General features: G+C 49.9%; 22 protein-coding genes and 1 pseudogene. 11 read left to right on the top strand and 12 right to left on the bottom strand.

Features of this window, described 5'->3' with window-relative positions:
• Positions 1-101 precede the first annotated feature (101 nt).
• The 3 genes from K7397_RS07400 to K7397_RS07390 are packed head-to-tail and all read right to left on the bottom strand — an operon-like array spanning position 102 to position 3,685.
• Positions 102-2,345, bottom strand: coding sequence for an ABC transporter permease (locus K7397_RS07400; protein WP_223067310.1), 2,244 nt, complete (start codon positions 2,343-2,345; stop codon positions 102-104).
• Positions 2,345-3,043, bottom strand: coding sequence for an ABC transporter ATP-binding protein (locus K7397_RS07395; RefSeq protein WP_223067309.1), 699 nt, complete (start codon positions 3,041-3,043; stop codon positions 2,345-2,347). The genes K7397_RS07400 and K7397_RS07395 overlap by 1 nt, the downstream gene beginning before the upstream one ends.
• Positions 3,044-3,685 carry a TetR/AcrR family transcriptional regulator gene (locus K7397_RS07390; protein ID WP_223067308.1) on the bottom strand — a complete coding sequence of 214 codons (642 nt, stop codon included), beginning with the start codon at positions 3,683-3,685 and terminating at the stop codon, positions 3,044-3,046.
• 256 nt (positions 3,686-3,941) lie between these two features.
• Between K7397_RS07390 and K7397_RS07385 the strand changes: the two genes are divergently transcribed.
• Positions 3,942-5,942 (top strand): alpha/beta hydrolase family protein, encoded by a 2,001-nt coding sequence (locus K7397_RS07385; RefSeq protein ID WP_223067307.1) that lies wholly within the window; start codon positions 3,942-3,944, stop codon positions 5,940-5,942.
• A 326-nt stretch (positions 5,943-6,268) separates the two neighbouring features.
• On the opposite strand, the gene K7397_RS07380 is transcribed toward K7397_RS07385, so the two are convergent.
• The 3 genes from K7397_RS07380 to K7397_RS07370 form a co-directional block, all read right to left on the bottom strand.
• Positions 6,269-6,883 carry a hypothetical protein gene (locus tag K7397_RS07380; RefSeq protein WP_223067306.1) on the bottom strand — a complete coding sequence of 205 codons (615 nt, stop codon included), beginning with the start codon at positions 6,881-6,883 and terminating at the stop codon, positions 6,269-6,271.
• 185 nt (positions 6,884-7,068) lie between these two features.
• A complete protein-coding gene (locus K7397_RS07375; protein WP_223067305.1) occupies positions 7,069-8,016 on the bottom strand; it encodes a peptidoglycan DD-metalloendopeptidase family protein in 948 nt (315 codons plus the stop codon).
• A gap of 13 nt (positions 8,017-8,029) precedes the next feature.
• Positions 8,030-9,202, bottom strand: coding sequence for a hypothetical protein (locus K7397_RS07370; protein ID WP_223067304.1), 1,173 nt, complete (start codon positions 9,200-9,202; stop codon positions 8,030-8,032).
• A 137-nt stretch (positions 9,203-9,339) separates the two neighbouring features.
• Here K7397_RS07370 and K7397_RS07365 point away from each other — a divergent pair.
• The 10 genes and pseudogenes from K7397_RS07365 to K7397_RS07320 form a co-directional block, all read left to right on the top strand.
• Positions 9,340-9,576, top strand: a pseudogene (locus tag K7397_RS07365) (Tn3 family transposase); the annotation flags it as partial.
• 314 nt (positions 9,577-9,890) lie between these two features.
• Positions 9,891-11,339, top strand: coding sequence for a serine hydrolase domain-containing protein (locus tag K7397_RS07360; protein ID WP_337926692.1), 1,449 nt, complete (start codon positions 9,891-9,893; stop codon positions 11,337-11,339).
• Positions 11,340-11,615: 276 nt separating this feature from the next.
• Positions 11,616-12,098: a MarR family winged helix-turn-helix transcriptional regulator gene (locus K7397_RS07355; protein ID WP_337926693.1), complete on the top strand. Its 483-nt coding sequence runs from the start codon at positions 11,616-11,618 to the stop codon at positions 12,096-12,098.
• Positions 12,099-12,169: 71 nt separating this feature from the next.
• Complete coding sequence (locus tag K7397_RS07350) at positions 12,170-12,658, top strand: DoxX family protein (protein ID WP_223067302.1); 489 nt, start codon at positions 12,170-12,172, stop codon at positions 12,656-12,658.
• Between the two features lie 99 nt (positions 12,659-12,757).
• Positions 12,758-14,584 carry an adenine deaminase gene (gene ade / locus K7397_RS07345; RefSeq protein WP_223067301.1) on the top strand — a complete coding sequence of 609 codons (1,827 nt, stop codon included), beginning with the start codon at positions 12,758-12,760 and terminating at the stop codon, positions 14,582-14,584.
• A gap of 600 nt (positions 14,585-15,184) precedes the next feature.
• Positions 15,185-16,588 carry a cytochrome ubiquinol oxidase subunit I gene (locus tag K7397_RS07340; RefSeq protein ID WP_223067300.1) on the top strand — a complete coding sequence of 468 codons (1,404 nt, stop codon included), beginning with the start codon at positions 15,185-15,187 and terminating at the stop codon, positions 16,586-16,588.
• The gene (gene cydB / locus K7397_RS07335; RefSeq protein ID WP_223067299.1) at positions 16,575-17,591 is read left to right on the top strand and encodes a cytochrome d ubiquinol oxidase subunit II; all 1,017 of its coding nucleotides are present in this window, start codon (positions 16,575-16,577) and stop codon (positions 17,589-17,591) included. Before K7397_RS07340 ends, cydB begins: the two co-directional genes overlap by 14 nt.
• A 30-nt stretch (positions 17,592-17,621) precedes the next feature.
• Positions 17,622-19,385 (top strand): thiol reductant ABC exporter subunit CydD, encoded by a 1,764-nt coding sequence (gene cydD, locus K7397_RS07330; RefSeq protein WP_223067298.1) that lies wholly within the window; start codon positions 17,622-17,624, stop codon positions 19,383-19,385.
• Positions 19,382-21,178 carry a thiol reductant ABC exporter subunit CydC gene (gene cydC, locus K7397_RS07325; protein WP_223067297.1) on the top strand — a complete coding sequence of 599 codons (1,797 nt, stop codon included), beginning with the start codon at positions 19,382-19,384 and terminating at the stop codon, positions 21,176-21,178. The genes cydD and cydC overlap by 4 nt, the downstream gene beginning before the upstream one ends.
• 48 nt (positions 21,179-21,226) lie before the next feature.
• Entirely contained in the window at positions 21,227-21,733 is a 507-nt protein-coding gene (locus K7397_RS07320; protein ID WP_223067296.1) for a hypothetical protein, read from the top strand.
• Positions 21,734-21,938: 205 nt separating this feature from the next.
• Here the strand turns inward: K7397_RS07320 and K7397_RS07315 are convergent, their stop codons facing one another.
• The 6 genes from K7397_RS07315 to K7397_RS07290 form a co-directional block, all read right to left on the bottom strand.
• Positions 21,939-22,094 carry a hypothetical protein gene (locus tag K7397_RS07315; RefSeq protein ID WP_223067295.1) on the bottom strand — a complete coding sequence of 52 codons (156 nt, stop codon included), beginning with the start codon at positions 22,092-22,094 and terminating at the stop codon, positions 21,939-21,941.
• A 126-nt stretch (positions 22,095-22,220) separates the two neighbouring features.
• A complete protein-coding gene (locus K7397_RS07310) occupies positions 22,221-22,640 on the bottom strand; it encodes an NINE protein (protein WP_223067294.1) in 420 nt (139 codons plus the stop codon).
• Positions 22,640-22,990 carry a TM2 domain-containing protein gene (locus K7397_RS07305; RefSeq protein ID WP_420488758.1) on the bottom strand — a complete coding sequence of 117 codons (351 nt, stop codon included), beginning with the start codon at positions 22,988-22,990 and terminating at the stop codon, positions 22,640-22,642. Before K7397_RS07305 ends, K7397_RS07310 begins: the two co-directional genes overlap by 1 nt.
• 170 nt (positions 22,991-23,160) lie before the next feature.
• Positions 23,161-23,808, bottom strand: coding sequence for a nitroreductase family protein (locus K7397_RS07300; protein WP_223067293.1), 648 nt, complete (start codon positions 23,806-23,808; stop codon positions 23,161-23,163).
• A gap of 106 nt (positions 23,809-23,914) precedes the next feature.
• Complete coding sequence (locus tag K7397_RS07295; RefSeq protein ID WP_223067292.1) at positions 23,915-24,346, bottom strand: Rrf2 family transcriptional regulator; 432 nt, start codon at positions 24,344-24,346, stop codon at positions 23,915-23,917.
• 148 nt (positions 24,347-24,494) lie between these two features.
• On the bottom strand, positions 24,495-25,937 hold the full coding sequence (locus tag K7397_RS07290) for a copper amine oxidase N-terminal domain-containing protein (protein ID WP_223067291.1): 1,443 nt from the start codon (positions 25,935-25,937) through the stop codon (positions 24,495-24,497).
• Positions 25,938-25,956: the final 19 nt, after the last annotated feature.

Here is a 25,956-nt window from a genome sequence, read left to right as displayed (position 1 = left end):
CTCATTCCCTCACCTAAGCACAAACGTGTCACATAGCACAGCAAAGCAAAGGACCTAGCGGTAATTTTCCGCTAGGTCTTACTTAAGGAGACTAGCCGCCCTTATTCCGCTCTCGACTTCAGAGCTTCGATCATGGAAATGCGGTTGATTTTTTTCTTGCTGAACGCTTTGGACAACTCATAGATCAGAATGATAATTACAAACCCCAGGCCCAGGTACGCGTAATTGATTTTTACGGGCAAAACAAAGCTGGTGCTGTCGGCGACAGATTGAAACATGGCCTGCATGGAGGCGAGCAAGAGCGGAACGCCGATGATGAAGCCCAGTATAACGATATAGGTGGAGCTGTTCAGAATTAGCGAAAAAACTTCTTTTTTCTTATACCCGAGCACTTTCATCAGAGAAATGTTTTCTTTGTTCTCTTCGATGATCAGGGAAGTGACGACATAGATCACGATCAGCCCGATGACGAAGGACATCAGCGAAATGATGCCAAGCATAGCCTGAATCGGCTGGGTTACGGAAGCAAAGGCGGCTTTGGCATCGGACGCGGATGACGAACTGAGCAGCTGATCTTCGGCAAAATGGAGTTTATCCATGCTCCATACGCCTAAATAGCTATTCTGCGGATATCCCAGCATCTCATTGAATGCGGTTAGCGGCATGAAGATGTACTCGCCGATATAGCTGTCCGCTATGCGGTCCACCTTGATGCTGTATCGTCCGGAATCCAGCTTGCTTATGATCCCGATCGTGTCGTTCTGCTTGATATTCAGCCGGTCGGCCAGCGGCTTGGTGACGATCACCTGGTCAAAGCGAAGCGGGCTGCCCGCTTTGTCTGCGAGCGAAATCGACTTGGTATCCGGGCGAACGCCATAGACGATAAAGCTTTTTTGACCGTTCGCCGTTTCGGTGAAAGGCGACATGGAGAACGGCTCGCCGCTCGCCGGATGTCCCTGCTGCAGCGAATTAAACACATATTCGTACTGATATTTGTAAGCATCCTCGTAAGTGTCTTTCAACAAGAAGTCCATGGAGCTCTTCATGGTGAAGCCGAGCAGCAGCAGCATGGTGGCCAGCGCAACGCCGAACAGGAGAAACAGGCTTCGCGGCATGCTTCTGAGCTGTTCCCGGATTTTGAATTTTGTGGAAAATTTAAGCTTGTTCAGGGACAATCTTCTCTCGAGAAAGCCAATCTTGCGGCTCTGTCCGCCGCCCCTCATGAGCTCGATCGGAGAATGCCCCAGCGCCCGGCGGACAATGAAAGTTCCGCTGATCAGCAGGAAGAGCAGAGGCAGGAGGAGGCTGACTGCCAGATGAGCGATGCTGAATCGAACGGAGTCAATCGGCATATTGAAGTACGCTACCATGAACCCGAGCATCGGTTTTAAAGTAAGCGCCCCTAGCAGGGTTCCGATCATCCCGCCTATGACGGCGATCACGAAAGGATAGCGGAGATAATGATTCATGATTTCTCTCATCCGGTATCCCTGGGCGTAAAGAGTCCCGATCATGACGGCTTCCTTCTTCAGCATTCTCCATATGACGATTCCGGTTAAAATGCAGGTTAAGAGCAGGATGGTGACCGGCAGCGCGGCACCGACCTTATTCATGTTGGCCATTTTGGCGGTCACTGCGGTGACCCGCGGATTTTCGTCAATGTTGATCCATTTCAGAATGACGGTGTTTTGGCTCTTCAGCTCATTTTTCAGTTCCGCAAGTATGCTGTCCGCAGAATCCGGATCGCCCTGCACCTTCACGCTGTAAAAGCTGCTTCCCCGGTGAAACGCCGCAAAATCATCCTTGCCAATCACTGCGATCCCGAAATGGTCCGGATCGTTCAGCAGATCGCTTTCCTTCTTGAGCGGATAAATATAGTTCGGCAGCGACATGAACCCCGAAACCGTGAAGTCCTTTCCCTCCACGCGAATGCTGTCTCCAACCTTGATATGATGCGCTTTGGCGTAAGCGGGATCCAGCAGGATATCCCCGCCGCTTAAAGCTCGGCCTTCGATCAGAGCATACAAATTCACTTTGTCGTTCTCCGCAAAGATGCGCAAGCTTTGATCTGTGCTTACGGCATAATCGAACACACCGCCTTTGTCTATAACGACACCGAACTTCGATTCAAGCTCCGGAATGTTTGTGAGCGCCTTGTCGGTAACGAAGCTGGCGTCTTCCTGGACATATTGGGTCTCGAAAGAGGAAGTGATATGGTCCATATTGACGCTAAGCTGATTAAACATCGTATAGAGCAGGCAACTGATCAAAATAAGGACCAAAGAACCGAGATACTGGGCTTTGTTGTCCAGCATCGTTCTTGTTATTCGTTTATGAATGACCATCACCATTCAATCCTTTCCGCAGGCATCACGGATTCGTTCACCGTGCTCTCCACGATTTCCCCGTCTCTGACTTTGAAAATCCGGTTAGCCATCGCACTGATGGCCGTATTGTGCGTAATCATCAGAATTGTCGTGCCGTACTCCTTGTTGATTTGCTGCAGCAGCTTCAGAATGTCCCGCGAAGTGTTGAAATCGAGCGCGCCCGTAGGCTCGTCGCACAGCAGCAGCTGCGGATTTTTGACTACCGCCCGGGCGATGGAAACCCGCTGCTGTTCTCCGCCGCTCAGCTCCTTCGGGAACCGGGATTTCTTCTCCAGCATTCCTACCGCTTTCAGCACCTCGTCGATCTTTAAAGGCGATTTGCTGATGTTGGACACGACTTCGACATTCTCGCCCACCGTAAGATTCGGGATCAAATTGTAGAACTGAAAGACAAAGCCGATGCAATCCCGTCTGTATTCGGTAAGCTGGGCATCGCTTATCCCGGTGACCTCGATTCCGCCTATGGTCACTTTGCCGGCGTCGGCCCGGTCAAGCCCGCCGATAATGTTGAGCAGCGTCGATTTGCCGGAACCGGATGGGCCCAGGATGACGCCGATCTCGCCCTGCTCAAGGCCCATTGCGACGCCTTTTAATACCGGGGTGCTGACGTCGCCGGTTTGATAGCTCTTCTGTACCGACTCCAAGTTCATAAACATTTATTTTGCCCCCATTCCGTTGATTAACAAATCGGTGAAGCTCCTAATCTCATGATCGTGCGCCTCGTAAAAATGATCGTCCAGAACCGATTCGCCGGCGTCTTTGACTTTGTTCAGGAAATCTTGTTTGAATTTGATGGATGCGCCGATCATGAAGAGAGCGAGAATATGATCGGCGATGTCATTGCGGATCGTCCCATTCTTCTTGCCGTCTCGAATGAGCTGCAGCACAAATTCATCCGACATCTTCATCATCTGGGCCAGCGACTCGTCGGCTACGCTGCTGAATTTGCCCAGAAACACATCCTGGAGAAAAATGGTCAGTTCCTTCTCCACCTTGAACTGCCTCCATGTTTCTTTGGAGGATTGATACAAGCTTTCAAAGAGGTTATTCGCCGGAACGGACTGGATGGAACTGTACTTCTTGGTCATGATGTCCATGGCCCAGCGGACCGAGTATAAGAAGAGCTCTTTCTTATTCTCAAAATATTGGTACATGCTTCCTTTGGCCACGCCTGCCTGTTTGGCGATTTCACCGATGTTGCCTTTTTCAAAGCCCTGGTTCAAAAACTCGCTGATTGCTGAACGCATCACCTTGTCCTGCTTCTCTTCACTTAAATTGAAAAATGTGTCTTTAGGCAAACGATCTCACTCCTTAACAACGAGGGTTTAAACTTTCGTAAACGAAAACCAATAATGTGACTTTTCAGTCATATGACTTACTAGTCACATTATAGATCGGGGTAATCGGGAAGTCAATCATTTTCGGGCAAGATAGGCGCTTGACGGTGGGGGGAGGCGGAATTAAGATAGTTGTAAGTTTTTTACGTATTACATAGGAAAAGTTCACTGTTTTTTTGACCTAAGGATAATTAAATTGAGGAGGATAAACGTCAACATGACAGAGAAGAGACGGGTTACAGCTGAAGATTTGTACGCCATGACATGGATTGCAGGGATGGACGTTCATCCGTCCACCGGCGAAGTGGTTTATACGGCTAAGAAAGTAAACAAAGACCGCACCGGATATGTGACGCAGCTTCGTCTGCTTGGGCCTGACGGTACCGACCGGGCCTACACCTCCGGCGAAGGAGATGCGGCTCCAGCCTGGTCGCCGGACGGCTCGAAGCTTGCTTTCCTGCGTAAGGCGGACGGCAAAATGCAGGTCTGGCTCATGCCGAAGGAAGGCGGCGAGGCGTCTGTACTGACTCAGGCCGAACATGGGGTAAGCAGCTTTCAGTGGTCGCCGGATAGCACGTACCTGCTCTGCAAGCTGCCGACCGGCGGACCGGGGGAAGACGGGAAAGAAGACAAGAAGGAGGACAAGGCTAACAAGGTTGCAGTCATCAACCGGACCCGTCCGAAATCCGACGGCAGCGGGGAATGGGACGGGCGGCGCTCCCATTTGTACCGGGTAGACCCTTCAAACGGTGAGGCTATCCAGTTGACCGAAGGCGATTACGATGTTGAGGGCTTCACATGCTCGCCGGATGGCCTCAACATCGTGTTTGCCGCCAACTGGCCGGAAGACCCTAAGGCCGATCCGGACCTGATGCTGACCAACGACCTGTTCGAGATGTCCGCAGGCGGGGGGACGCCCCGCAGGCTGACTTCATCGAAGCTGGATATCGGGCAGCCAGTCTTCTCGCCGGACGGGAAACGGATTGTATTCCTGGGAGACGACCTTTCCTACAGCAACGCGACGCTGGTACAGCTGTACAGCATGCCGTCGGGCGGCGGTGGCGGTGAAGCCGAATGTGTTACGGCTGGCCATGATCTGATGATCGCGGCTGCGGCGGTCAGCGATATGCGGGCCGGCAGATTTTACAAGCCGGTCTTAAGCCCGGACGGCACTTCCGTATACACGCTGGTCACGACGAAAGGCAACGTGAACCTGTACCGGTTCGCTCTGGATGGGAGCGGCGAATATGAGGCGTTCAGCCAAGGTGATCGCGAAATCTTCGGCTTTGCTGTAGACAAGGCGACCGGCGATTTCATCCTTGCCTCGGCCGACGCCGTTCTGCCCGGGGATTTATACCGACTCAGCGCTGCCTCGGGCGAGGAGCAGCGCCTGACCGAGCTGAACAAGGAGCTGCTTGAGGCTGTCCTGATCAGCGAGCCGGAAAGCTTCTGGTTCGAAGCTTCAGGTGGCGAGCAGATTCAGGGCTGGATCATCAAGCCTGCCGGCTACGAGGAGGGCAAGGCATATCCGGCCGTCCTCGAAATTCACGGCGGGCCGCATGCCATGTACGCTAATACGTTCATGCATGAATTCCAGCTGCTGGCCTCTTTGGGATATGCCGTCGTGTATACCAATCCACGGGGCAGCCACGGCTACGGCCAGCTGTTTGTGAACGCCTCCCGGGGGGATTACGGCGGACGGGACTATCAGGATCTGATGGAAGCGGTGGATGAAGCGAACAAACGTTTTTCGTTTATCGACAGCGAGCGCTGGGTGGTTACGGGCGGCAGCTACGGCGGCTTTATGACGAACTGGATCGTCGGACATACGAACCGGTTCAAGGCGGCGGTGACGCAGCGCTCCATCTCCAACTGGATTTCCTTCTATGGAGTCAGCGACATCGGGTACTTCTTTACGGAGATGGAGATTGACGGCAATCCATGGGAGCATACTGAACGCCTGTGGAAGCACTCGCCGCTCGCTTACGTCCGCAATGTCGGGACGCCGCTGCTGATTCTGCACGGTGAAGAGGATCTGCGCTGCCCGATTGAACAGGCCGAGCAGTTGTATACGGCGCTTAAGCGGCTTGGCAAAGAGACGCAGCTTGTCCGCTTCCCCGGCTCCAGCCACGACCTGTCCCGTTCAGGGCGGCCGATCCTCCGCGTGGAGCGCCTGAACCGGATTGCCGGGTGGTTTAATCAATATTTGGAATCTTAATCCTCTGCAGCAAATGATGCACACCTCGTAAAAGCGGTGTTGGCCCGGATGCAAATAGACGATCCGGGCCGAGGCCGTTTTTGCTTATTGTTGCTAGGATAAAATAGTTATTTTAAAAGCCGTTTTTCCATCAAATAGCCCCCACCTTGTCATCAAGATGAGGGCTCATATATGCTGCAATCAAGATCTGAACACGCGACAAGGCAGCGGAAGCGATGGCGGCCCTGGTAGCTGGCTGTCCAGCATTTCTGACCTTTCCGGGCTGAAGCACCGCGAAACTGATTCATCGGTTCTTTCCACTTTTCGAAGGTCTTTGAAATCAAGATCTAAGGGATTAGATGAAATATCTTAATATGTGCTACTTTTCCATCTTTCACCTCAAACTGCATATGGTTATACTCCTGCACGTTTCTAATTTCATATGCACAATTATTGGGGTCTGTTCTCCCATCTTCCGAAATTTTTATAGCTGGATAAGCATCCTTGATCTCCTTAACCGTACTTCCTAATTCAATCCCTTTTGAAGTTGGGTAGCCTCTTTTAGTGACAACCATTGTCATAATCCAAAATTTCTTACCATTGTCTTTGGGGGAGAATAATTCTAATTCAAGGCCATTGTACTTTATTTTTTTTAGAAATGACCCTGTAAAGCCATCTCCTTTAAGTTCATGGATATTTTGGGAAATGGGTTTTCCCAAAACTTGTTCTAAGTTAATTTCGTTATCCCAAGCATGGAGCGAAATTGAGGTGTTATTTATCAGTAGTGAGAATTCATCCACTTGTGGCTGAATGGTACTGTTCAAATTTTCCTCAGGTGGTATTGTATTTGTAGACTCACTTGGAGTAACTGTGGTCTTATTTTTCTCTTGGTTGCCTAAACAACTAGTCATCATGGAAAGTGTTAAAACAATGACAAGCACCCCTACAGATCTCTTCATCATTCACCCTCTTCTCCCGAAAAAATAATGGACACTTAATCGTATTCTTTCCATCTATATATTAGACACCTTCGAAATGTAAATAGTTTCAATGCTAAACGAAGTGAAAACACGTTTTCAGTAATATAGGCCAACCACATTTACCTGGGCTGGCCTTCTTTTTTCCTTGCTTATAACTTTGTTGAATATTATGGCATTACAAAAGATTTATACTGAATCGACCATGAAAAACTAGATGGATCTTTGGGTGGATGAGTATAATATTGTGGCCATAATCCCCAGTTATCCGATGTCGATGACATATCTGCCCTTATACCTGCCAAATAATAATATACGGTTTGTCCAGAAGAAGCAACCGCACTAAAGTCATACTTCCATCTACCGTAAGTGTTAAATTTTGTCATCTGTTTCGGTGTTGATGACCAAGTACCGGTACTGCCAATTTTATAGTAAACATAAATTGTCGAAAGATCTTCCCATGCTCCATCATCCATCGTATAACCTGTAATATATACTGAGCTACCAACTATGGAGTCTCCTGCTAAATAATCCAGTGATTCCCCATTATTCCAAGTTGAGATAGATGTATGTCTATATAAGTTGTACAATTTATACGAAATGCTATCGGTTGAATCTGTTCTAGCAAAGTGAAGATGAGGCGGGAAAACCTTGTAAGTGTCTATTGTACCAACTACAGTAGTTCTCGAAACTGAGCTACCAACACTCAAAGAACTACTAGGAACAATGTGTAAATATTTAATGTAAAATCCATCTGGCGTACCATTATTGTTAGTATCCAAATTAATAATGATATTCCCTAATTGGCTTGAAGTATCTGTATTCTTTGAAACTACTTTTCCACTATAAATAGCGTATACATTTCTTCCAGCTGCCATACTAATATCTGTTCCGACATGAGGACTAGTACCAGTCGTTCTGGGCTGGTTTGTCTTACTATTAACAGCAACAAACGCATCATTTCCGCTGGTATCATGTGCCGGTGAATAAGCGTTAATAATAGAATTTAGACCGTAGATTTCAGAAAAAGATCGGGAAAAATCGTATGCAAATGCTGATGACTGAAAAAGCAGGGTTCCTGCTATAATCGTCATAATAAATAAAAACTTGGATTTCATTAATGTCTCCTCCTTATTTCAGTTCATTGATATTAACTAGATAAGAACTCTGCTCAATGGTTCCCTTTTTAATAACTACAACCAAAAGATTTTCAGAATCTACCCATGAAAAACTATCGATAACATATCCATCATCAGGGGAAATCTTCTTGAAGGAAGCAGCATTTTTCAAATCATCTAGAACTAAGATATTGGTATCGAATGAATTGGGATCAGGATAATTTTTTATCGCAATATGTGAACCAGATGGGTCAGCAAGCAACATATCTGCTCGCCCAACACCTTCATTAATTGAATGTGTTTCATTAGTCTTCATATCAGTAATATTAATGTTACCTAATTCAGGAGCAATAACGAACGGGTAAACCACAAGAGTCTCAAGGGCGACATTATCTTGGATAACCTTATTGGAGCTATCCTCCAGATTTATTTCTACTAACTTATTATTGTCACGAATGAACACTTGGCTACTTTCTCCCCAACCGGCAAATTCAAATCCACCATCATATACAGCTTTTTCATTATTGTTTTTAAAATTTTTAACCCATAATTGGCCGTTACCGCCACCGTTCTTTACTGCATTACGGTTACTATAATAAATCAAATAATCACCGTTTGGGCTATAATACGGTCTTTCACCCCAAGCCAAAGGAAGATCTTCAACCTTTTTATTTTTTAACGTTGTGTATTCAAAAGCGTCAACTTGATCTGATAGAACTTTTGTTATCTTAGAATTTTTTATATCCAGTTGATAAAGAGATCCATTATATTCAATCAGATATTGATCACTATTTGGTATTGGACTTAATTGATAGCCCTCTTCGCTATTGGGCAGTACTATATTTTTATTTGACTTAAGAACGTAATGGAATTTTAATCTTAGCTCTTTACCATCCATATTAAACTCGATTGTCTTCTCGTTTTTTTTATCATCAATTTCTAAACTACCATCTTTACTTAATTGACCTGACTTAATATTAAATTCTTTTGTTGACTTCCCTGTAACGGGGTCAATTGAGTCTGATATTTCCTTTTTTGTAATCTGGTCCTGTTCTGAATAAATAACTCCATCCCAAAATTTCAAAGATCCAGGAAGTTTACTCGGGTTCGCGCCAAAAGCAGCTCCAGCTGCTCCAACAGCGATCACCAAAACTGCTCCTGTTAAAAAAATAGCCTTCTTTTTCACATTAAATCGCTCCCCAATTGTAGTTGTTTTCATTAATATACAAATATTGTGTAATATTACCAGTAAGATTGTATCACGTTTTTTTGGTAATAAAACAAAAATTTTACATCAAAATTTGACATGCTCGACCAAATACTTACACGGATCAAGTCTTTGGTTTGACGCATTTGCTCGGATTCCGATTTGAGCTGCGCTTACGCGACTTAGCTGACTCCAAACTAGGGACTGTCTCTGCTTCGCTTATTAAGGGAAACTAGGCTACTATGCTAGACAAATCAGTTTAGCTACCTACCACGCTTCGGGAGATGGGACGAATCGAAAAAACGATCTTCATTCAGGATTATCTTTCAACGTCCCGAACCAAGCTTAGAGTATGAAAAAAAAACGCCAAGCCGGACAGGATCAAAGGCTTAGCGTATATTTTCGTTAAAATGATGGCGGGACCTGTTTATGAGCTCGCTTTTCTGTAGTCGACTTATGATTTCGCTCACTGTTTTCGAAAGATTGTTAAGTTAACCTTAACCTGAATTGGAAAGTGAAGTAAAATAAGTTGAATCCGTTTTCAAAGGAGAATGCCTGGAAGGTTTGAAATCAGGCCACTCGCGTAACACGGATACCGTCTTTGTAAAGGACGGCTTTGCGATTTCTACTCGTATCATCATTTTTTAACAAGGGAGGATCAGCTATCGTGACAGTAGACTCCGGTGTTAGGTTGCCTAGAAGCCGGCCTGAAATTCAAGGCATGGGTTCAAGCGGAATCATTAATTTTGTGAATGAAATGAAGCTGCAGCAGGTGGAACTGCACAGCCTGATGGTGTTGCGGCATGGCCAGGTGGTAGCGGAGGGGTGGTGGGCTCCTTATAAAGCTCATTTTCCCCACAGCTTGTATTCGCTGAGCAAGAGCTTTACATCCGCCGCGATCGGCCTGGCTGTTTCGGAAGGGAGGCTTTCCCTGGATGACAAAGTCATTTCTTTTTTTCCGGATATTCTACGGGACGGCGAGTTGTCCCCCTACTTGCAGCAGATGACGATTCGCCATTTGCTGACCATGTCCACCGGGCATGATAAGGAGACGCTGAACATTGATGGCAGGCAGCAGAGTAATTGGATCGGCACTTTTTTTCAGGCGGAAGTGGTGTTTGAGCCGGGTACCCGCTTTGTCTATAACAGCGGAGCTACTTACATGCTGTCGGTCATTCTGCAAACCGTTTGCGGCATTACATTATACGAATACCTGCAGCCGCGGTTGTTTAAGCCGCTGGGCTTTACAGGCGCTAGATGGGAACTGTGCCCCGATGGGTACAATACAGGCGGATGGGGCCTCAGCTTGACTACGGAGGATATCGCCAAATTCGGGCAGCTTTATTTGCAGCGGGGGATTTGGCAGGACAGCCGCCTGATCCCGGAATCGTGGATTGACCTTTCAACCTCCAAGCAAATCGAAAGTGAAGAAGAGGAGAACAGCCACTGGGGCCAGGGGTACGGCTACCAGTTCTGGCGGTGCAAGGACGACGCTTACAGGGCGGATGGCGCGTTTGGGCAGTTTTGCATCGTGATGCCGGAGGAGGACGCAGTGGTGGTGACGACTTGCGCCACTCAGCAAACGCACCTTGTATTAGATGCGGTATGGACACACTTGCGCGGCGCAATGGGAGAGGAGCCGGTGCAGGAAGAGGCAGGCACCTATGAGCGGCTGAAAGATACGCTGCAGAAGCTTGAGCTGACTCCGCCCCGCTATTTGTTCGACTCCACGTTGGAGAGACGCGTGACCGGCCTTATTTATGCATTAGAAGGCGGCGAGCTGCCTTGGAGCCGGATCGGGTTCTCTTTCGGCGAGCAAACTGCCGAGCTCGGGCTTTACTTGGATTCGGGCGATATGGAAACGATCCGCTTCGGCAGAGGCGTTTGGATAAGAAACCTCATTGCATTGCCGGGACAGGAGCAGCAGCCGGCGATGGCCAGCTTTACCTGGGAACAGGAGCACTCGCTGCTCCTGACGTTGCGGTTTGCAGAGACCCCGCTTTGCGTGACTGTCAATATCGAGTTTGCGGATGAAGGTATTACGATGCGCCAAAGCAACAATCTGTCCTCCGCTGAAGAAGTGATCGTACAGAAAGGAAAACGGGAGAATGAATGATACAACTCGGTGAGAAACGTGGTTAAGTCCTGCATCCGGCCCGCAAATATCACAGCCGCCGCAGCTTCACCTTTAGGCTGCCCGCCAGGCAAGCATACGAGGAAAAGCGGCCTTTCTCCATACGACAACACCCTGCACCCTGCGGAACCCGGTTTGGCTTAAAGCACGCCGGGTTCATTTTTTATCCTCTCGGCTAGCGCCTATGATCTGCGGAATGAACAGCAAGAAACAATTAGCAATTAAATTTAGATAATAGGTTAAAACCATTTGACAATAGTGTTTAGACGCTATACACTTTCTTCTATGATGAATAATGATGAACTTTCAAAAGAGAAAATTAGCAACATCCTTTTGGATGTGTTCAAAACGTTTGCTAAACTGGACAGGAAGAATAGGGATTATGGTGTAGGTGAGCCTTTATTTCATTCCGAGATATATACGCTTAATGAGATTAGAGAGCATGAAGGCATCCATATTACAGCGCTGGCTGAACGTTGTGGAGTTACGAAAGGTGCAATATCCCAAGTACTGAAAAAACTTGAACAGAAAGGGCTAGTCACCAAAGAAAAGGATGTTCGCAATCAATCAAGGTTAATTCTAAAAGTAACCCCTAAAGGTGAGATTGCATACGCTCGCCATTTGGATTATCAGAACCAATTCAAAAAAATGGTCGTGGAAGTATTAGGGGATGCTCCCGACGATAAGGTGCTATTTATCAAAGATTTTTTAATGAAGCTAGAAGAACAACTAGGCAAATGATAGCATCTTTTTTTTGGATAATGTGTTTAGTATCTATACGCATTAATCACTAATTTTGTGGAGGTCATTTTATGGAACCCCTTATTGTGCTCGTTGTCGTCACGTTTGCCATTCTCATTGCAGGAGTTGCTGGGGTAAGCCGTTTGCGCCCATGGCCCGTTGCGCTTCGAGGCGGTCTTGCAGCAATGTTCATTTTAACCGGCTCAGTTCATTTCGTTTATATGCGGACAGAGATCATTAGTATGGTTCCTCCTATCTTGCCTTATCCCGCCTTGATTGTAACGATCACCGGTGTACTGGAATTGGCCGGGGCAATAGGTTTACTATGGCGTCACACTGTCACATGGGCAGCCAGCGGGCTATCCCTTCTACTGATTGCCATGTTCCCTGCCAATCTTTACATAGCTATTAATGGTCTTGCGACGAGTCCGGAGGATGAATTGATTCCCCGCACCCTGATGCAAATCCTCTTCCTTACCGTGAGCCTTGCAATATGGATGTTTTACCGCCGTCATCGATTTGTAAGGAAACACGTTAATGATTTCGAACAGTCCAAATGATACAAAAATTTATTGCTGAGAGGAATGCGCGGTTGACATTGCCCCCAATTGCTATATAATTTTCAAAAACATACCGGAAACAGAAATGGGGAATAGGCGATGTGCGCTGCAGGAAGAAAAGCATTATATGAAGTAAGCCGAAGACTGGCCAAGGTAGCTTTGGGAGAGGAAGCAGCCGATCTCGTTGTCAAAAACGGAACGCTGGTGAATGTGTATTCCGGCGAACTGCTCCCGAATGTGGATGTAGCCGTTGCGGACGGACGGGTGGCTTACGTCGGGAATGCGGAGTATACGATCGGAGCAGGAACAAAAGTCGTGGATGCCGGGGGCAGGTATATGGTTCCGGGATTGATCGACGGCCATATGCATGTGGAAAGCACCATGATGACCGTGACCGAGTTTGCCAAAGCGGCCATTGTCAAAGGCACGACGACTGTGTTTATGGACCCGCATGAAATCGCCAATGTGTTTGGCAGCGAAGGCGTAAGCTGGATGCATGAAGAGGGGCGGGCTCTCCCGCTGAAAGTATTTACGACGTATCCGTCATGCGTTCCCGCAACGGACGGGCTGGAAGATGCCGGAGCGGCGCTCGGCGTGAAAGACATTGAGGAAGGCCTTGCCTGGCAAGGCGTCGCGGGGCTGGGGGAAGTGATGAACTTCCCGGGAGTTGTGTACGGAGATCCGAAAATGAAAGGCGAAATAGAGGCCACCATCCGGGCCGGCAAAACGGTGACGGGTCATTTTCCAAGCGATGATGGGAACATGCTGCAGGCTTATATCGCCTCAGGGGTCACTTCGGACCATGAGACGGTAACGCGGGAGCAGGGACTCGCCAAGGTGCGGCTCGGCATGCATCTGATGATCCGCGAAGGCTCGGCCTGGCAGGACGTCAAGGAAGTGATCAAGGTGATTACCGAAGATCATGCGCCTACCGGCAATATTACGCTCGTTACCGACGACGTTTATCCGCAGACCATCGTGGAAAAAGGCCACATGAACCATGTGGTCCGCCGTGCGATCGAGGAAGGAGTCGATCCCGTAACGGCCGTTCAGCTGGCTACGATCAATACGGCCCGCTATTTCAATCAGGAGCAGGACCTGGGCGCGATCACGCCGGGCAAATGCGCCGATATCCTGCTTGTGGACGATCTGAAGCAGATGGTTCCTTCCATCGTCATTGCGGACGGATCCATAGTTGCCGAGAGCGGAGTTCTGACGGCCGAATTTCCGGTATATGAATATCCCGAACAGGCGCGCCGTTCCGTCAACCTGGCAAGACCGGTTGAACCCGCCGATTTCCTGCTGAAGAGTAGAAAGTACGCGGAGACGGGAGCGGAAACGGACAATTCGGCCGCAGCAGGCCGAACCCGCGTAAAGGTCATTCAGGTGATCGAGAACAGCGCCCGGACTGGAAGCAGGGTAGCAGAGCTGGCTGTTGAGAATGGCGTTATCCAGCCGGATGCAGCGGAGGACATTGTCCGCCTTGCCTGTATTGAGCGCCATCGCGGCAGCGGCGAAATCTCCCTTGCTTTTGCAAGCGGCTTTCAGCTGTCGAAGGGCGCGGTCGCTTCAACGGTTGCGCACGACAGCCACAACCTGCTGGTGATGGGCGTAAATGAGGAGGACATGGCGTTTGCTGCGAACCAGCTTGCGGAATGCGGCGGCGGCATGATCGCCGTTCTGGACGGCAAAGTGCTGGCCCGAGTCGAAATGCCGATTGCAGGTCTGATGTCCGATAAACCGCTCGACGAGGTTGTGGTTCAGGTGCGGGAGCTCGAAGCCGCCTGGAAACAGCTGGGCTGTCCGCTCAATGCGCCGTTCATGACATTTTCGCTGATCGCTCTGCCGGTTATTCCCGACCTGCGAATTTCCAATCGGGGGCTTGTGGACGTGACCACCTTCCAGCTGACGGAAGTGGAGCAGTAAGGAATCCTTGTAAAACAATAAAACCGCTGAGTGCTTCCCGTGAGAAGCGCCAGCGGTTATTTTTCTTGCAGAAACAGATGCAATCTTGTTAAGGACAGCTTTGCCGTTTCCGCTTGATTTCGCCTGGTTATTAGAGTTGTTGTTCGAGCTTCTCTTCTTGTTTAAAAAGGTCGAGGCAGAACCAGGTGATGCTCGCAAATCCGGCGACCCCGACACAAGCCATCAGAATCATCATAAGCTGCTTTCACTCCTTTTTGCTTTTCTAGAGCCATCATAACGGAAGCCGCACATCACCCGCATGGCCCATATGGGCTATATAAGCCTTCTAAAATTGAACGTTGTGAGGCAGATCACAATCCGCTTTTGTCAATGAGGTTTCAGATATCAAACCCGGTGTTTTCGCTTTCGTTTATGCCGGAAATGTGTGCAAAAAGCATAAATTTTGTGATTTTGGTCACAAATTTTATGAATTTACGGTCGATAGTGTGATTTATGTCACAATTCTTTGTGGCGAGAACTGCCAATATTAAAAATAGCGATACAACTATGCAGACAATAAGCTGTTCACAAAATCAGAAGAGAAAAAGGAGAGTTTGGACAATGGATCCGTTAGTGCTTGCACGCATCCAATTTGCCGCGACGACGATTTTTCACTTTTTCTTCGTTCCCGTTACGATCGGTTTGGTGTTCATGATCGCGGTGATGGAAACGATGTATGTCGTCAAGGGCAAAGAGGAGTACAAAAAAATGGCAAAGTTCTGGGGCAAAATATTCCTCATCAACTTTGCAGTCGGGGTCGTAACCGGCATCCTGCAGGAATTCCAGTTCGGCATGAACTGGTCCGATTATTCCCGGTTCGTGGGAGACGTGTTCGGGGCGCCGCTGGCGATTGAGGCGCTTGCCGCCTTTTTCCTGGAGTCTACGTTTATGGGGATCTGGATTTTCGGTTGGGACCGTCTATCCAAGAAGGTGCATTTGCTCAGCATATGGCTGGTTTGCATCGGCACCACGCTGTCGGCTCTGTGGATTCTGGCCGCGAACTCGTTCATGCAGCATCCGGTAGGCTTTCAGATTAACAATGGCCGAGCGGAAATGAATGATTTCTTCGCCCTGATTGCCAACGGACAGCTGTGGGTCGAATTCCCGCATACCGTACTGGGGGCGCTTGCGACAGGCTCGTTCCTGATCTGCGGAATCAGCGCTTACAAGATGCTCAAGAAGCAGGACTACTCGTTCTTCAAGAAATCTTTTCAAATCGCGATTATTGTAGCTCTCGTGTCCTCGTTCCTCACGGCGGTTTTCGGGCACCAGCAGGCACAGTATTTGGTCAAAACCCAGCCGATGAAAATGGCCGCTTCCGAAGGGCTATGGGGCAAGAGCGGAGACCCGGCAGGCTGGACGGTGGTTGCTTTCATTGATCCGACAACGAAAGAAAATAAATATGAGCTGAAAATTCCTTATTTGCTCAGCTTCCTGTCCTACAGCAAATTTTCCGGGGAAGTCAAAGGGATGAATGAGCTGCAGGACCAATATGTGAAGCAGTACGGGGAAGGCAACTATATCCCTCCGGTACGGACGACATTCTGGAGCTTCCGCATTATGGTCGCTGCCGGCAGCCTGATGATTCTGTTTGCCGCTTATGGCCTCTATCTGTCGGCGCGCAAAAAGCTTGAACGGCCAAACAAATGGTTTTTGCGTATCATGCTGCTCAGCATTTCCCTTCCATACATCGCCAATACGTCAGGGTGGATCATGACCGAGTTCGGCCGGCAGCCTTGGACCGTATTCGGTTATATGACGACTGCGGACAGCGTGTCGCCCAGCGTAACCGGCGGGCAAATTTTGTTCTCCCTGATTGCCTTCTGCGCCATTTACTCGGTGCTTGCGGTCGTGATGACGTACCTGTGGGTTCGGGTCATCAAGAAAGGCCCATATGCGGTAGATGCGGCGGATGAGCATTCAAGTGATCCATTCAGCAAGGAGGGTTATCATGCTGTCTCTTAATGAACTTTGGTTTGTGCTAGTTGCGGTGTTGTTCATCGGTTTCTTCTTTCTGGAAGGTTTTGATTTCGGAGTGGGCATGGCGACAGGAGTCCTTGCGAAAAATGATACCGAGCGCCGGGTGCTCATCAACTCGATCGGCCCGTTCTGGGACGGCAACGAAGTGTGGCTGCTGACGGCGGGCGGCGCGATCTTTGCCGCTTTCCCGAACTGGTATGCCACCATGTTCAGCGGCTATTACACGCCGCTTGTCGTTCTGCTGCTGGCGCTGATCGCCAGAGGCGTTGCCTTTGAATACCGGGGCAAGGTGCATGATCGGCGCTGGAAAAAAACATGGGACATCTGCATTTTTGCCGGCAGCCTCCTGCCGCCGTTCCTGCTCGGCGTTGTCTTTGCGGGCTTTATGAAAGGCCTGCCGATCGACGGCCAAATGGAAATGAAGGCCGGGCTGTTCGATATGGTGAATCTCTACACGCTGCTGGGCGGCGTTACGGTAACGGTGTTGTGTTTTGTCCACGGCTTGCTGTTCACAACGCTCCGCACCGAAGGAGAACTGCGTGAACGCGCCCGGAAACTGGCGAAAGCCATGCTCTTTCCGCTGGCCGCTTTGCTGGCGGTGCTCGGCGTTTCGACCTATTTTGCAACGGATATTTTTGAAGTCAGAGGCGCTGTCTTAAGCGCTCTTGCTGTAGTCGGTTTGATTGCCTTCCTGCTGGCCGGTTATTTCATAACGAAAAAGCGGGACGGATGGGCGTTTGGCATGACAGGGGCCGTCATTGCACTGGCCATCGTGGGCGTATTTACGGGCTTGTTCCCGAACGTGATGATCAGCTCCATCGACGCAGCGTTCAATCTGACGGTTGATAATGCGGCATCGGGCCACTACTCCCTGAAGGTGATGACCATTGTCGCCATATCCCTGCTGCCCTTTGTGCTGGGCTATCAAATTTGGAGCTATTTCGTGTTCCACAAGCGGGTGCATGAGAAACAGCATCTGGAATACTAACAGAATACTAACAGATAGGGATTAACGAGAATGGATAAAGATTTGCTGAAGCTGAAAGGAATCAGGGCGGTCATGGTCCAAATGGCCGCTCTGACACTGATCCATAGTCTGGCTGTAGTCCTGCAGGCCAAATGGCTGGCGGAAGTCGTCACAGGCCTGTTCGACGGCGAGCCGCTGCAGGAACAATACGGGGTGACCGTATTGTTCCTGTTTGCTTTCGCGGCCCGTCAGCTGACCGGGATGCTGCAGCAGCGGATCGCTTATCGGTTCGCCGAAAGAACGGGTACTTCCCTTCGCAGGGAATTGCTCGGGAAGCTGTTTCAGTTGGGACCGCGCTTTACGGCCCGCGAAGGTACGGGCAAGCTGGTCACGCTGGTGCTGGATGGCATATCGAAATATAAGCTGTACCTGGAATTGTTCCTGCCGCGCATGCTGGCTACCGGGATGACGCCGGCGCTGATCCTGCTGTTCGTATTTACGCAGGATACGATGTCCGGCGTCATTCTCATCATCACCCTGCCGATTCTTATTGTGTTTATGATCCTCGTCGGATTGGCGGCCCGAAGACAGACGGAGCGGCAGATGAACAGCTACCGGGTGCTGTCCAACCATTTTGTGGACTCGCTGCGCGGGCTCGAGACGCTGAAATATCTGGGCCGAAGCAAAGGCCATGCCGGCTCGATCACTGCGGTGAGCGACGGCTATCGCTCGGCAACGATGAAGACGCTGCGCGTTGCCTTTCTCTCGTCATTTGCGCTCGATTTCTTTACGATGCTGTCGGTCGCTTCGGTGGCCGTCAGCCTGGGGCTCCGCCTTGTAAACGGCCATCTGTCGCTGCTGCCGGCGCTTACCGTGCTGATTCTGGCGCCGGAATACTTCTTGCCGGTCCGTATGGCCGGCGCGGATTTTCACGCCACGATGGACGGCAAGGAGGCGGGCCAGACGATCCGGCATATCATAGCCGCAGCTTCTTCAGAAGAGACGGAGGAACCCGGCGGATCAGAAGCGGGCCGCTCATACACGCGCTCGCAAGAGAGACAGGTTCATTGGACGGGAGCCAGCTCGCTCGCGCTGTCTTCGGTTACCGTATGTCATGAACAGGGCAGTCGCAGTTCGCTGGATAGCCTTACCGTGACTTTGCCGGGCACCGGTAAAATCGGTATAATTGGCGAAAGCGGAGCCGGAAAATCCACCCTGATTGATGTGCTGGGCGGCTTTCTGAGTCCGACTTCCGGAACTTTCAAGCTGGACGGGCTGGAGCTGCCTGCGCTGGCCGAACAGAGCTGGCGGGATTTGATCACGTACATTCCACAGCGCCCGTATTTGTTCAGCGGAACGCTTGCCGAGAACATCGCTTTCTATTCCCCTGGCGCTTCGCGCGCGGAGGTAGAGAAAGCGGCCAACGCAGCGGGGCTGGGCGATCTGATCGGCAGATTGCCTGCAGGGCTTGATACTCCGGTCGGGGGAGGAGGACGCCCGCTCAGCGGCGGTCAGGAGCAGCGGGTTGCCCTGGCAAGGGCGTTTCTGTGCAGCAGACCGGTCATGCTGCTCGATGAGCCGACGGCGCATCTGGACATTGAGACGGAATATGAGCTGAAGGAAACGATGCTGCCCCTGTTTGAGAACAAGCTGGTGGTGCTGGCTACCCACCGGCTGCATTGGATGAAGGAAATGGACCGGATCCTGGTGCTGGATCAGGGACGTATTGTTGAAGCCGGAAGCCATGAAGAATTAATGGCCCGCAAGGGAGCGTATTACAAGCTGGCATGTGCAGAAAGGGAGGAGCTGTCGTGAATGGAGAAGCTTGGTTTCGGCCGTATTTCCGCAGCTATTTCTGGCGTTTTGCGCTGATTGTGCTGCTAGGCATTCTGACCTTCCTGTCGGCGGGGATGCTGCTCTTCACCTCCGGTTACCTGATCTCCAAATCGGCGCTCAGACCGGAAAATATCCTCATGGTTTATGTTCCGATCGTGGGCGTCCGCACGTTCGGGATTTCCCGGGCCGTGATCCATTATGTCGAGAGGCTTGCCGGGCATGACGCCGTGCTGCGCATTCTGTCAAAGATGCGGGTTAAGTTGTACCGGCTGCTTGAGCCGCAGGCGCTCTTTATCCGCTCCAGATACCGGACCGGGGACATCCTGGGCGTACTGGCGGAGGATATTGAGAATCTGCAAAATGTATATATTCGCACGGTGTTCCCGTCCATTGCGGCACTGGTCATGTATGTGCTGGCCGTTATCTTCGCCGGCCGGTTCAACGGGGGACTCGCGCTTCTGGCGGCCGTCTACATCTTTGTTCTTGTTGCCGTGCTCCCGTTCATCTCCTACCGGTTAACCCGCGTTAGACACCGGCAGCTTAAGCAGGAACGCAGCGGACTTTACCGGAAGCTGACCGATGCAGTTATGGGGATCAGTGATTGGGTAATCAGCGGCCGTGCTGCACAATTTGCGGGGTCCTACGAAGCGGAGGAGGCCCGGGTGCTTCGTCTTGAGCGCAGCCTCCGGACCTGGGCCCGCTGGCGCTCTCTGCTGGGCCAGCTCATCGTGGGCCTTGCGGTCGTGTCGGCCGTGTACTGGTCCGGACAGCAGTATGCGCGTGGCGGAATCGACGTTACCCTGATCGCCGCGTTCGTGCTTGTTGTGTTTCCGCTGATGGACGCCTTTCTGCCGATCTCGGAGGCGATGGAGCGGGTTCCGCAGTACCAGGACTCCCTGGAGCGTCTGAACCGGATCGCGCGGCAGCGTGACGGGAGCGAAGCGGGTTCACAAACGCGTACGGAGTCAGGGAAGACAGAAGCGCCAAATGCAGGGCCTCAAACGGAGGAGTCCAAGAAGGCCACAGCCAGCCGGACATTAGAGGCTCTTCATATTTCGGTGCAGGACGTGTCATTCGCCTACGGCGATGGAGAAGAGCCTTCGGTTTCAAGCGTCAGCCTTGACATTCCGCAGGGCAAGCGGATCGCGATTGTAGGCCGCAGCGGAGCGGGCAAGTCCACGCTGCTCAAGCTGATACAGGGCGCACTCGCTCCATCGGCAGGCAGCGTGGCCTTGAACGGGACGGAAGCTCTGCGCCTTGCTCCCCGTATGTCCGAGCTCATTGCCGTGCTCAACCAGAGCCCGCATTTGTTCGATACGACCGTAGGCAACAATATCCGGCTTGGGCGGCTTGATGCTTCGGATGGGGAAGTGCATCAGGCGGCCGAGGCAGCGCAGCTTGGGCCTCTGATCGCCTCGCTCCCGGCGGGCTATGAAACGCCGATGCACGAAACCGGACAGCGCTTTTCGGGCGGCGAACGCCAGCGTGTGGCGCTTGCCCGCATTTTGCTGCAGGACACGCCTGTCATCATCCTGGATGAACCGACGATTGGGCTTGATCCGAAGACGGAGCGTGAGCTGATGTCGACCATTTTCAAGGTGACGAAAGGCAAAACGCTGATCTGGGTGACCCACCATCTCATTGCGGCCGGCCTCATGGACGAAATTATTTTTATGGATGAGGGGACGATCGTGCTGCGCGGTACCCATGAAGAGCTCATGGGGCAAAGTGAAAGATACCGGAAGCTGTACCGGCTCGACCGGCCGGAGTAAGCGGCGAGTGTTCAACGAAAAAAGTAGTGAAAGGGGAGAGGATAATAATTGAAATATTTGTTATATGATTTGCATTTAGCTCAAAATATGGACAATATCAGTGATGACAAATTAAATTATATTGAAAGACAATGGCAACAAAACGTTGCAAAATATCAAGAAATATTTGAGACTTTATCTGACCGATTACCTCATGATGTTTTTGAGCATTTTAACTCTTGGGGGTTTCACGACTACCGTTTAATAAAGATTGAGTTCGAACATAAAAGCCTACTTGATTTAAATGTACATTTCACAATTTCAAGTGACGTTAATAATATTGAAAATGAGAAGTTATGGGTATTGAGCTTTTATAAGGTCTCACTATATAAATATCAGCATCATAATTATGAAAATGAAGAAAGTATTTATAATAGAGAAGTAGACGATTGGTTATACCAGGAATTTTTGCCGATTAACCAATCAACGATATCATTTGAAGTGCTATTTTCATCAGGAGGAAATGTTTTATTACATTTTCCGAACAAATCAGTATCAATTAAAATGATAAAATAAACACAATACTATTATTTTTGTCCCAAGGTAGGGCCGAACAGAACATCCTGATCGGTGACCAGTGCCCGGCACGCAGTGGCAGACCAATGATATAATGCTGGCCAAGTTTAAAAAAAGAGCAGGAGGGGGTGACTAACCCCCTCCTGCTCTTTTTCGGAATGAAAAGCCTCTTTCACTATCGAAGCCAATCCAAATTTGAAGGGGATTATTTGATCAATCCCGCTTCTTTGGCCTGCTGCTCTGTGAGAATGAACTCTTCGGAAGGCCAGGTATCGTCATCCTGGCCGATGCCGAACCACTGCATGACTTGCGGCCAGATTCCTTTATCCACCGCTTCGCTCTGCGTAATGATAATTTTCAAGCTTTTGATCTCTCCTTCCGTGCTCTTTATTCATGTTTACCCTACAGCATAGGAATGTATTCCGGCAGAGGGCACTATGAAAAGACCCCCTTGCGGAAGGAACAGGCAAGGGGGCCGGAAGAAGCACTACATATAAGGATTCGAAGCTTGTGGGGAGCTTCGGTATTGCACAATCCTTTCCATAATCTCCTGTTCGGCGCGCGCATTCCAGGATCGGACCATGCCCGGAATGAGGAACAAGTCCACGATGATCCAGACCGTCAAAACGGCAGCGCACCCGAGCAGCAGTACGAGAAACACCATGCTCAGCAGATAGGACTCCAAGCCGGTTAGTACGAGAAAAGCAATGTAAAAGAAGGTTGCGGCCAGAAAGAGAACAAGCTGCGCGACGGCCGTACCCGTTCTTCTTAGATAAAACCGGTGTATTCCCAGATGCCCGCCTATAAGCATAAGGTACGCAATCGCCAGAGACTTCTCATGGCTCTGCAGCTCGGAATTCAGAACCAATAGCTCGTTTGTCGTTAAATCTTGCTTCAGGATAGCCATTAATATTCGTTAAATGGCCGGTGGCCTCGTTCATATTCGATCTGGCTGAGAATCTCGTTCTCCAGTTTTTGATTGTGCTCCTTCACCCACGTATGGGTCAGAAAAGCATCCACGATCCACCAAATCCCGGTGACTGCCATTCCGATCAGAGTTAGGGACAATATCAATTGTGCGATTGCAGATCCTTTAAGACCAAGATAGAACCGGTGTCCGCCAAACAAGCCGAGAAAATACCACAGCACATAAGCGACAACCATATTTTTGCCGCGGCTTTTCAGCTCGGAATCCAGCAGCAGCAGCTCCCTGGTATCCAGCTGGCTTTTTCTTGCAACGTTGTAATCCATGCCCATTATGTAATCCCTCCTAACTTTAATATATCCCATTATCAATGCCCCCAGTATACACGTAATCCGGCTAAGGGGCAATAAAAAAAGGGACAGAAAACTGTCCCTTCGAGCGTTATCCCTGCAAAGCAAGCGGTATGAGAAGTGGAAATTGTTGCTGCTTTGCCGGGATGATATTATTTGTCAAAAGAATTCCAGTAAGTGACTTCGTCCACCGTCAGACGCGAGCTTGGATGCCCTTCTTCGGCTGCTTTGCCGAGAGCGATTAGAATCGCAGGCTCCAGCGGGTTAGGCACTTCAAAAGCTTCCTTGAACTTGTCGGCGTTATAACCGCCCATCGGTACGGTATCGTAGCCTTTGGAACGGGCGATCAGCATCAGCTGCATCGAGATCAGACCGGCATCAAAGGTGTTGATGCGGCGAAGCACTTCCTGCGGCAGCCCGCCGTACATCTTGATGGAATTTTCGATCATTTTGTCGCGGGTCGCCTCGTTCATGACGCCAAACTCGGCAGTGCGGTTGTAAATTTCCGGAGCCTTGTCATAAGATCGCATGTCTACGAGCACGGCAATAATCGCTGAAGCTTCAACGACCTGATTCTGATTGAAAGCAATCGGCAGGAGCTTTTCCTTCAGTTCCGGTTTGTCAATGATCAGGAAGCGCCATGGCTGCAGATTGGAAGAAGAAGGAGCCGTGATCGAAAGCTCCAGCATTTCCTTGATCTCTTCCCGGGATATGCTCACGGAAGAGTCATAATGGCGAACGGAATGCCGTTCCCGCAAAACGGTTTCGAAATCCTGGGTTGTCTTCAGTTGGTTGTTCATATATACCATCCTCCCAAATTGTTATTATATACTGTGTTGATAAAGACACAGTTTATAGTAAACGCCGGCTAGTTCCGAATAATAAAGTCGGTCTCCGGCAATAAAACTATGCCGTCAGATCGGCAATCGTATAATCCTTGAGGACTTCAAGGATGTTCGTATGAACTCTGCCGATAATCTCCTTGAACGATCCTTGCATTTCCTGTCCGAATTCATGGGGACCGGTCGCCTCCAGCATTGCGCTCCAGCAGGGCTCTTTCGCTTCCAAAGCGAGGTAAACTTCAGCGAGCGTAATCTCATTGGCCGCTTTCTTAAGCCGGTATCCGCCGATGCGTCCTTCCCGGGTCTCGAGGATTCCGCCGCACGCCAGCTGCGACAAAATCCGGCGAATCAGCGTGGGCTCCGATTTGATCTGCTCAGCGATCGTATGGCTGGGACAGGGATCGTCGCACCGTTTGGACAGGACAACAAGCGCCTGGAGGGCAAGCCCAAACCATTTAAAATTCGGCGATTTGCAGACTCCCGGCTCCTGAATCATAACGGCAGCCGCCTCCCTTATTGTTAATCTCTGACGCTTAGTATACTCGCAATCTGTGGCAACTGCAAGCACAGTTTAAACGGGGATAGATAAAGCCATAAAAAAGCGGGGCTGACTTACTTAAGTCAGGCCCCACGGATTGTTCGCTTTACTTGCGGTCGGCAATGGTTATATCGACACTGCGCATATGACCCACTTCTTCTCCGATCGCCACCGTGCCGCCAAAGAGGGCAGGGATCGTTTCGAGCGGCGCTGCCATCGTGCCGCCAATATTGGCTACCGGCGCTGCAAGCTTGACCGTCTCTCCATTCACCACAGCTTCGTCCGAACCAACTGTAATTTTGGCGGCGCTATCCCCTTTGGACAGCGTAATCAGCTTTTTCTCCAGGTCATAATCGAAGGCGATGCCCAGCATTTTCGCATAGCTATTGAGCGGGGCCATGATCACATCGCCTGCGGTTGGCGGTATAAACCCAAAGCTTTGAGGCTCGCTGTTGACTTTGAGGTCGATAGAATAAACGGTTCCTTCTTCCTTGTTCACTACGACATTCTCGGCCTGCCGTTTCAGCAGTTGTATGTTTCGCTCCAGACTTTCGGCAGTGACCTGGTGGTTTCCCTTCGAAATTTCATCGACAATTACGGAATTGATCGCCCCGGAATGGTGCGACAGATCCTTATATTGATCGAGATTATACGTAATATCGACCTCCGTCTGGAACTCATGAATGCTTACATTGGAGAAGGAACTGAGCTTCTCGAACATATAGCGCTTCATTTCCAGCTGGTTGGCGTACCGCTGCGGATTGGTGGTGTACCATACCTGCTGGCGCAAAATGGAGTACGGCGGATAATAGAAATAGAATGTCGTTTCCGGATGGTCTTTAACCAGACTGAGCACATTGTCGTCAAAGCTTTGTTTGACCGATTCCAGCGGATCCTCATTGTCGCCGTATGCCGATTCATTGTAACGGGCCGCCTCCCAGTTTTTGATGACCCGCTCCGATCCATATTTGACAGACCTGTCCCAATTGTTAAGCCGCTCCAGAGAGGTGTGGTTGGCCGCCCTTTTCTTGGAGTCTTTAATCGCATAATAAGCGTTTTCGATATTGGATTCATTGAAAATATATTTGTAATCATTGAAAATGTTCGTATCGTACAGGTAATAAGGAAAATCCCCCTGATCGCTTACATGATTACCGCGAAACGCAAAATAATCCAGTCCCCACAGCACCTGTTTCACTTGTCCCGTGCGAAAGGCGACATTTGCCGTCAAATTCTGCTCTTTGGCGGTTGAGCCTGCTATAGACAGCTTGAGCACGCTGCCGCCAAGCTTTGCTCCGACTTCGCTCGGCAGGAAATTTTCCGTCATGGAGCTGCCGATAATAATCGTGTCATATTTGTAATTTCGGGCAAGCCCGGGGTTCTGATATCTTTCCTCCCAGGAAAATTTGGGCGTATAGAAGCTCGCCTTATGATAAAACTGCAGCGGATCAATCAGATAGACATAGGATCCAACCAGCAGCGCAAAAACGATGATCATGCCGAAAAACTGAACAACAAATTTTCGATACGTCGCTCTTTTGTACTTCAATGGGAAAGTCTCCTTTTTA

The organism is Paenibacillus caui, from assembly GCF_019904135.1.
In the GTDB taxonomy this organism is placed as follows: domain Bacteria; phylum Bacillota; class Bacilli; order Paenibacillales; family Paenibacillaceae; genus Fontibacillus; species Fontibacillus caui.
This window is presented reverse-complemented; position numbering and strand designations above follow the sequence as displayed.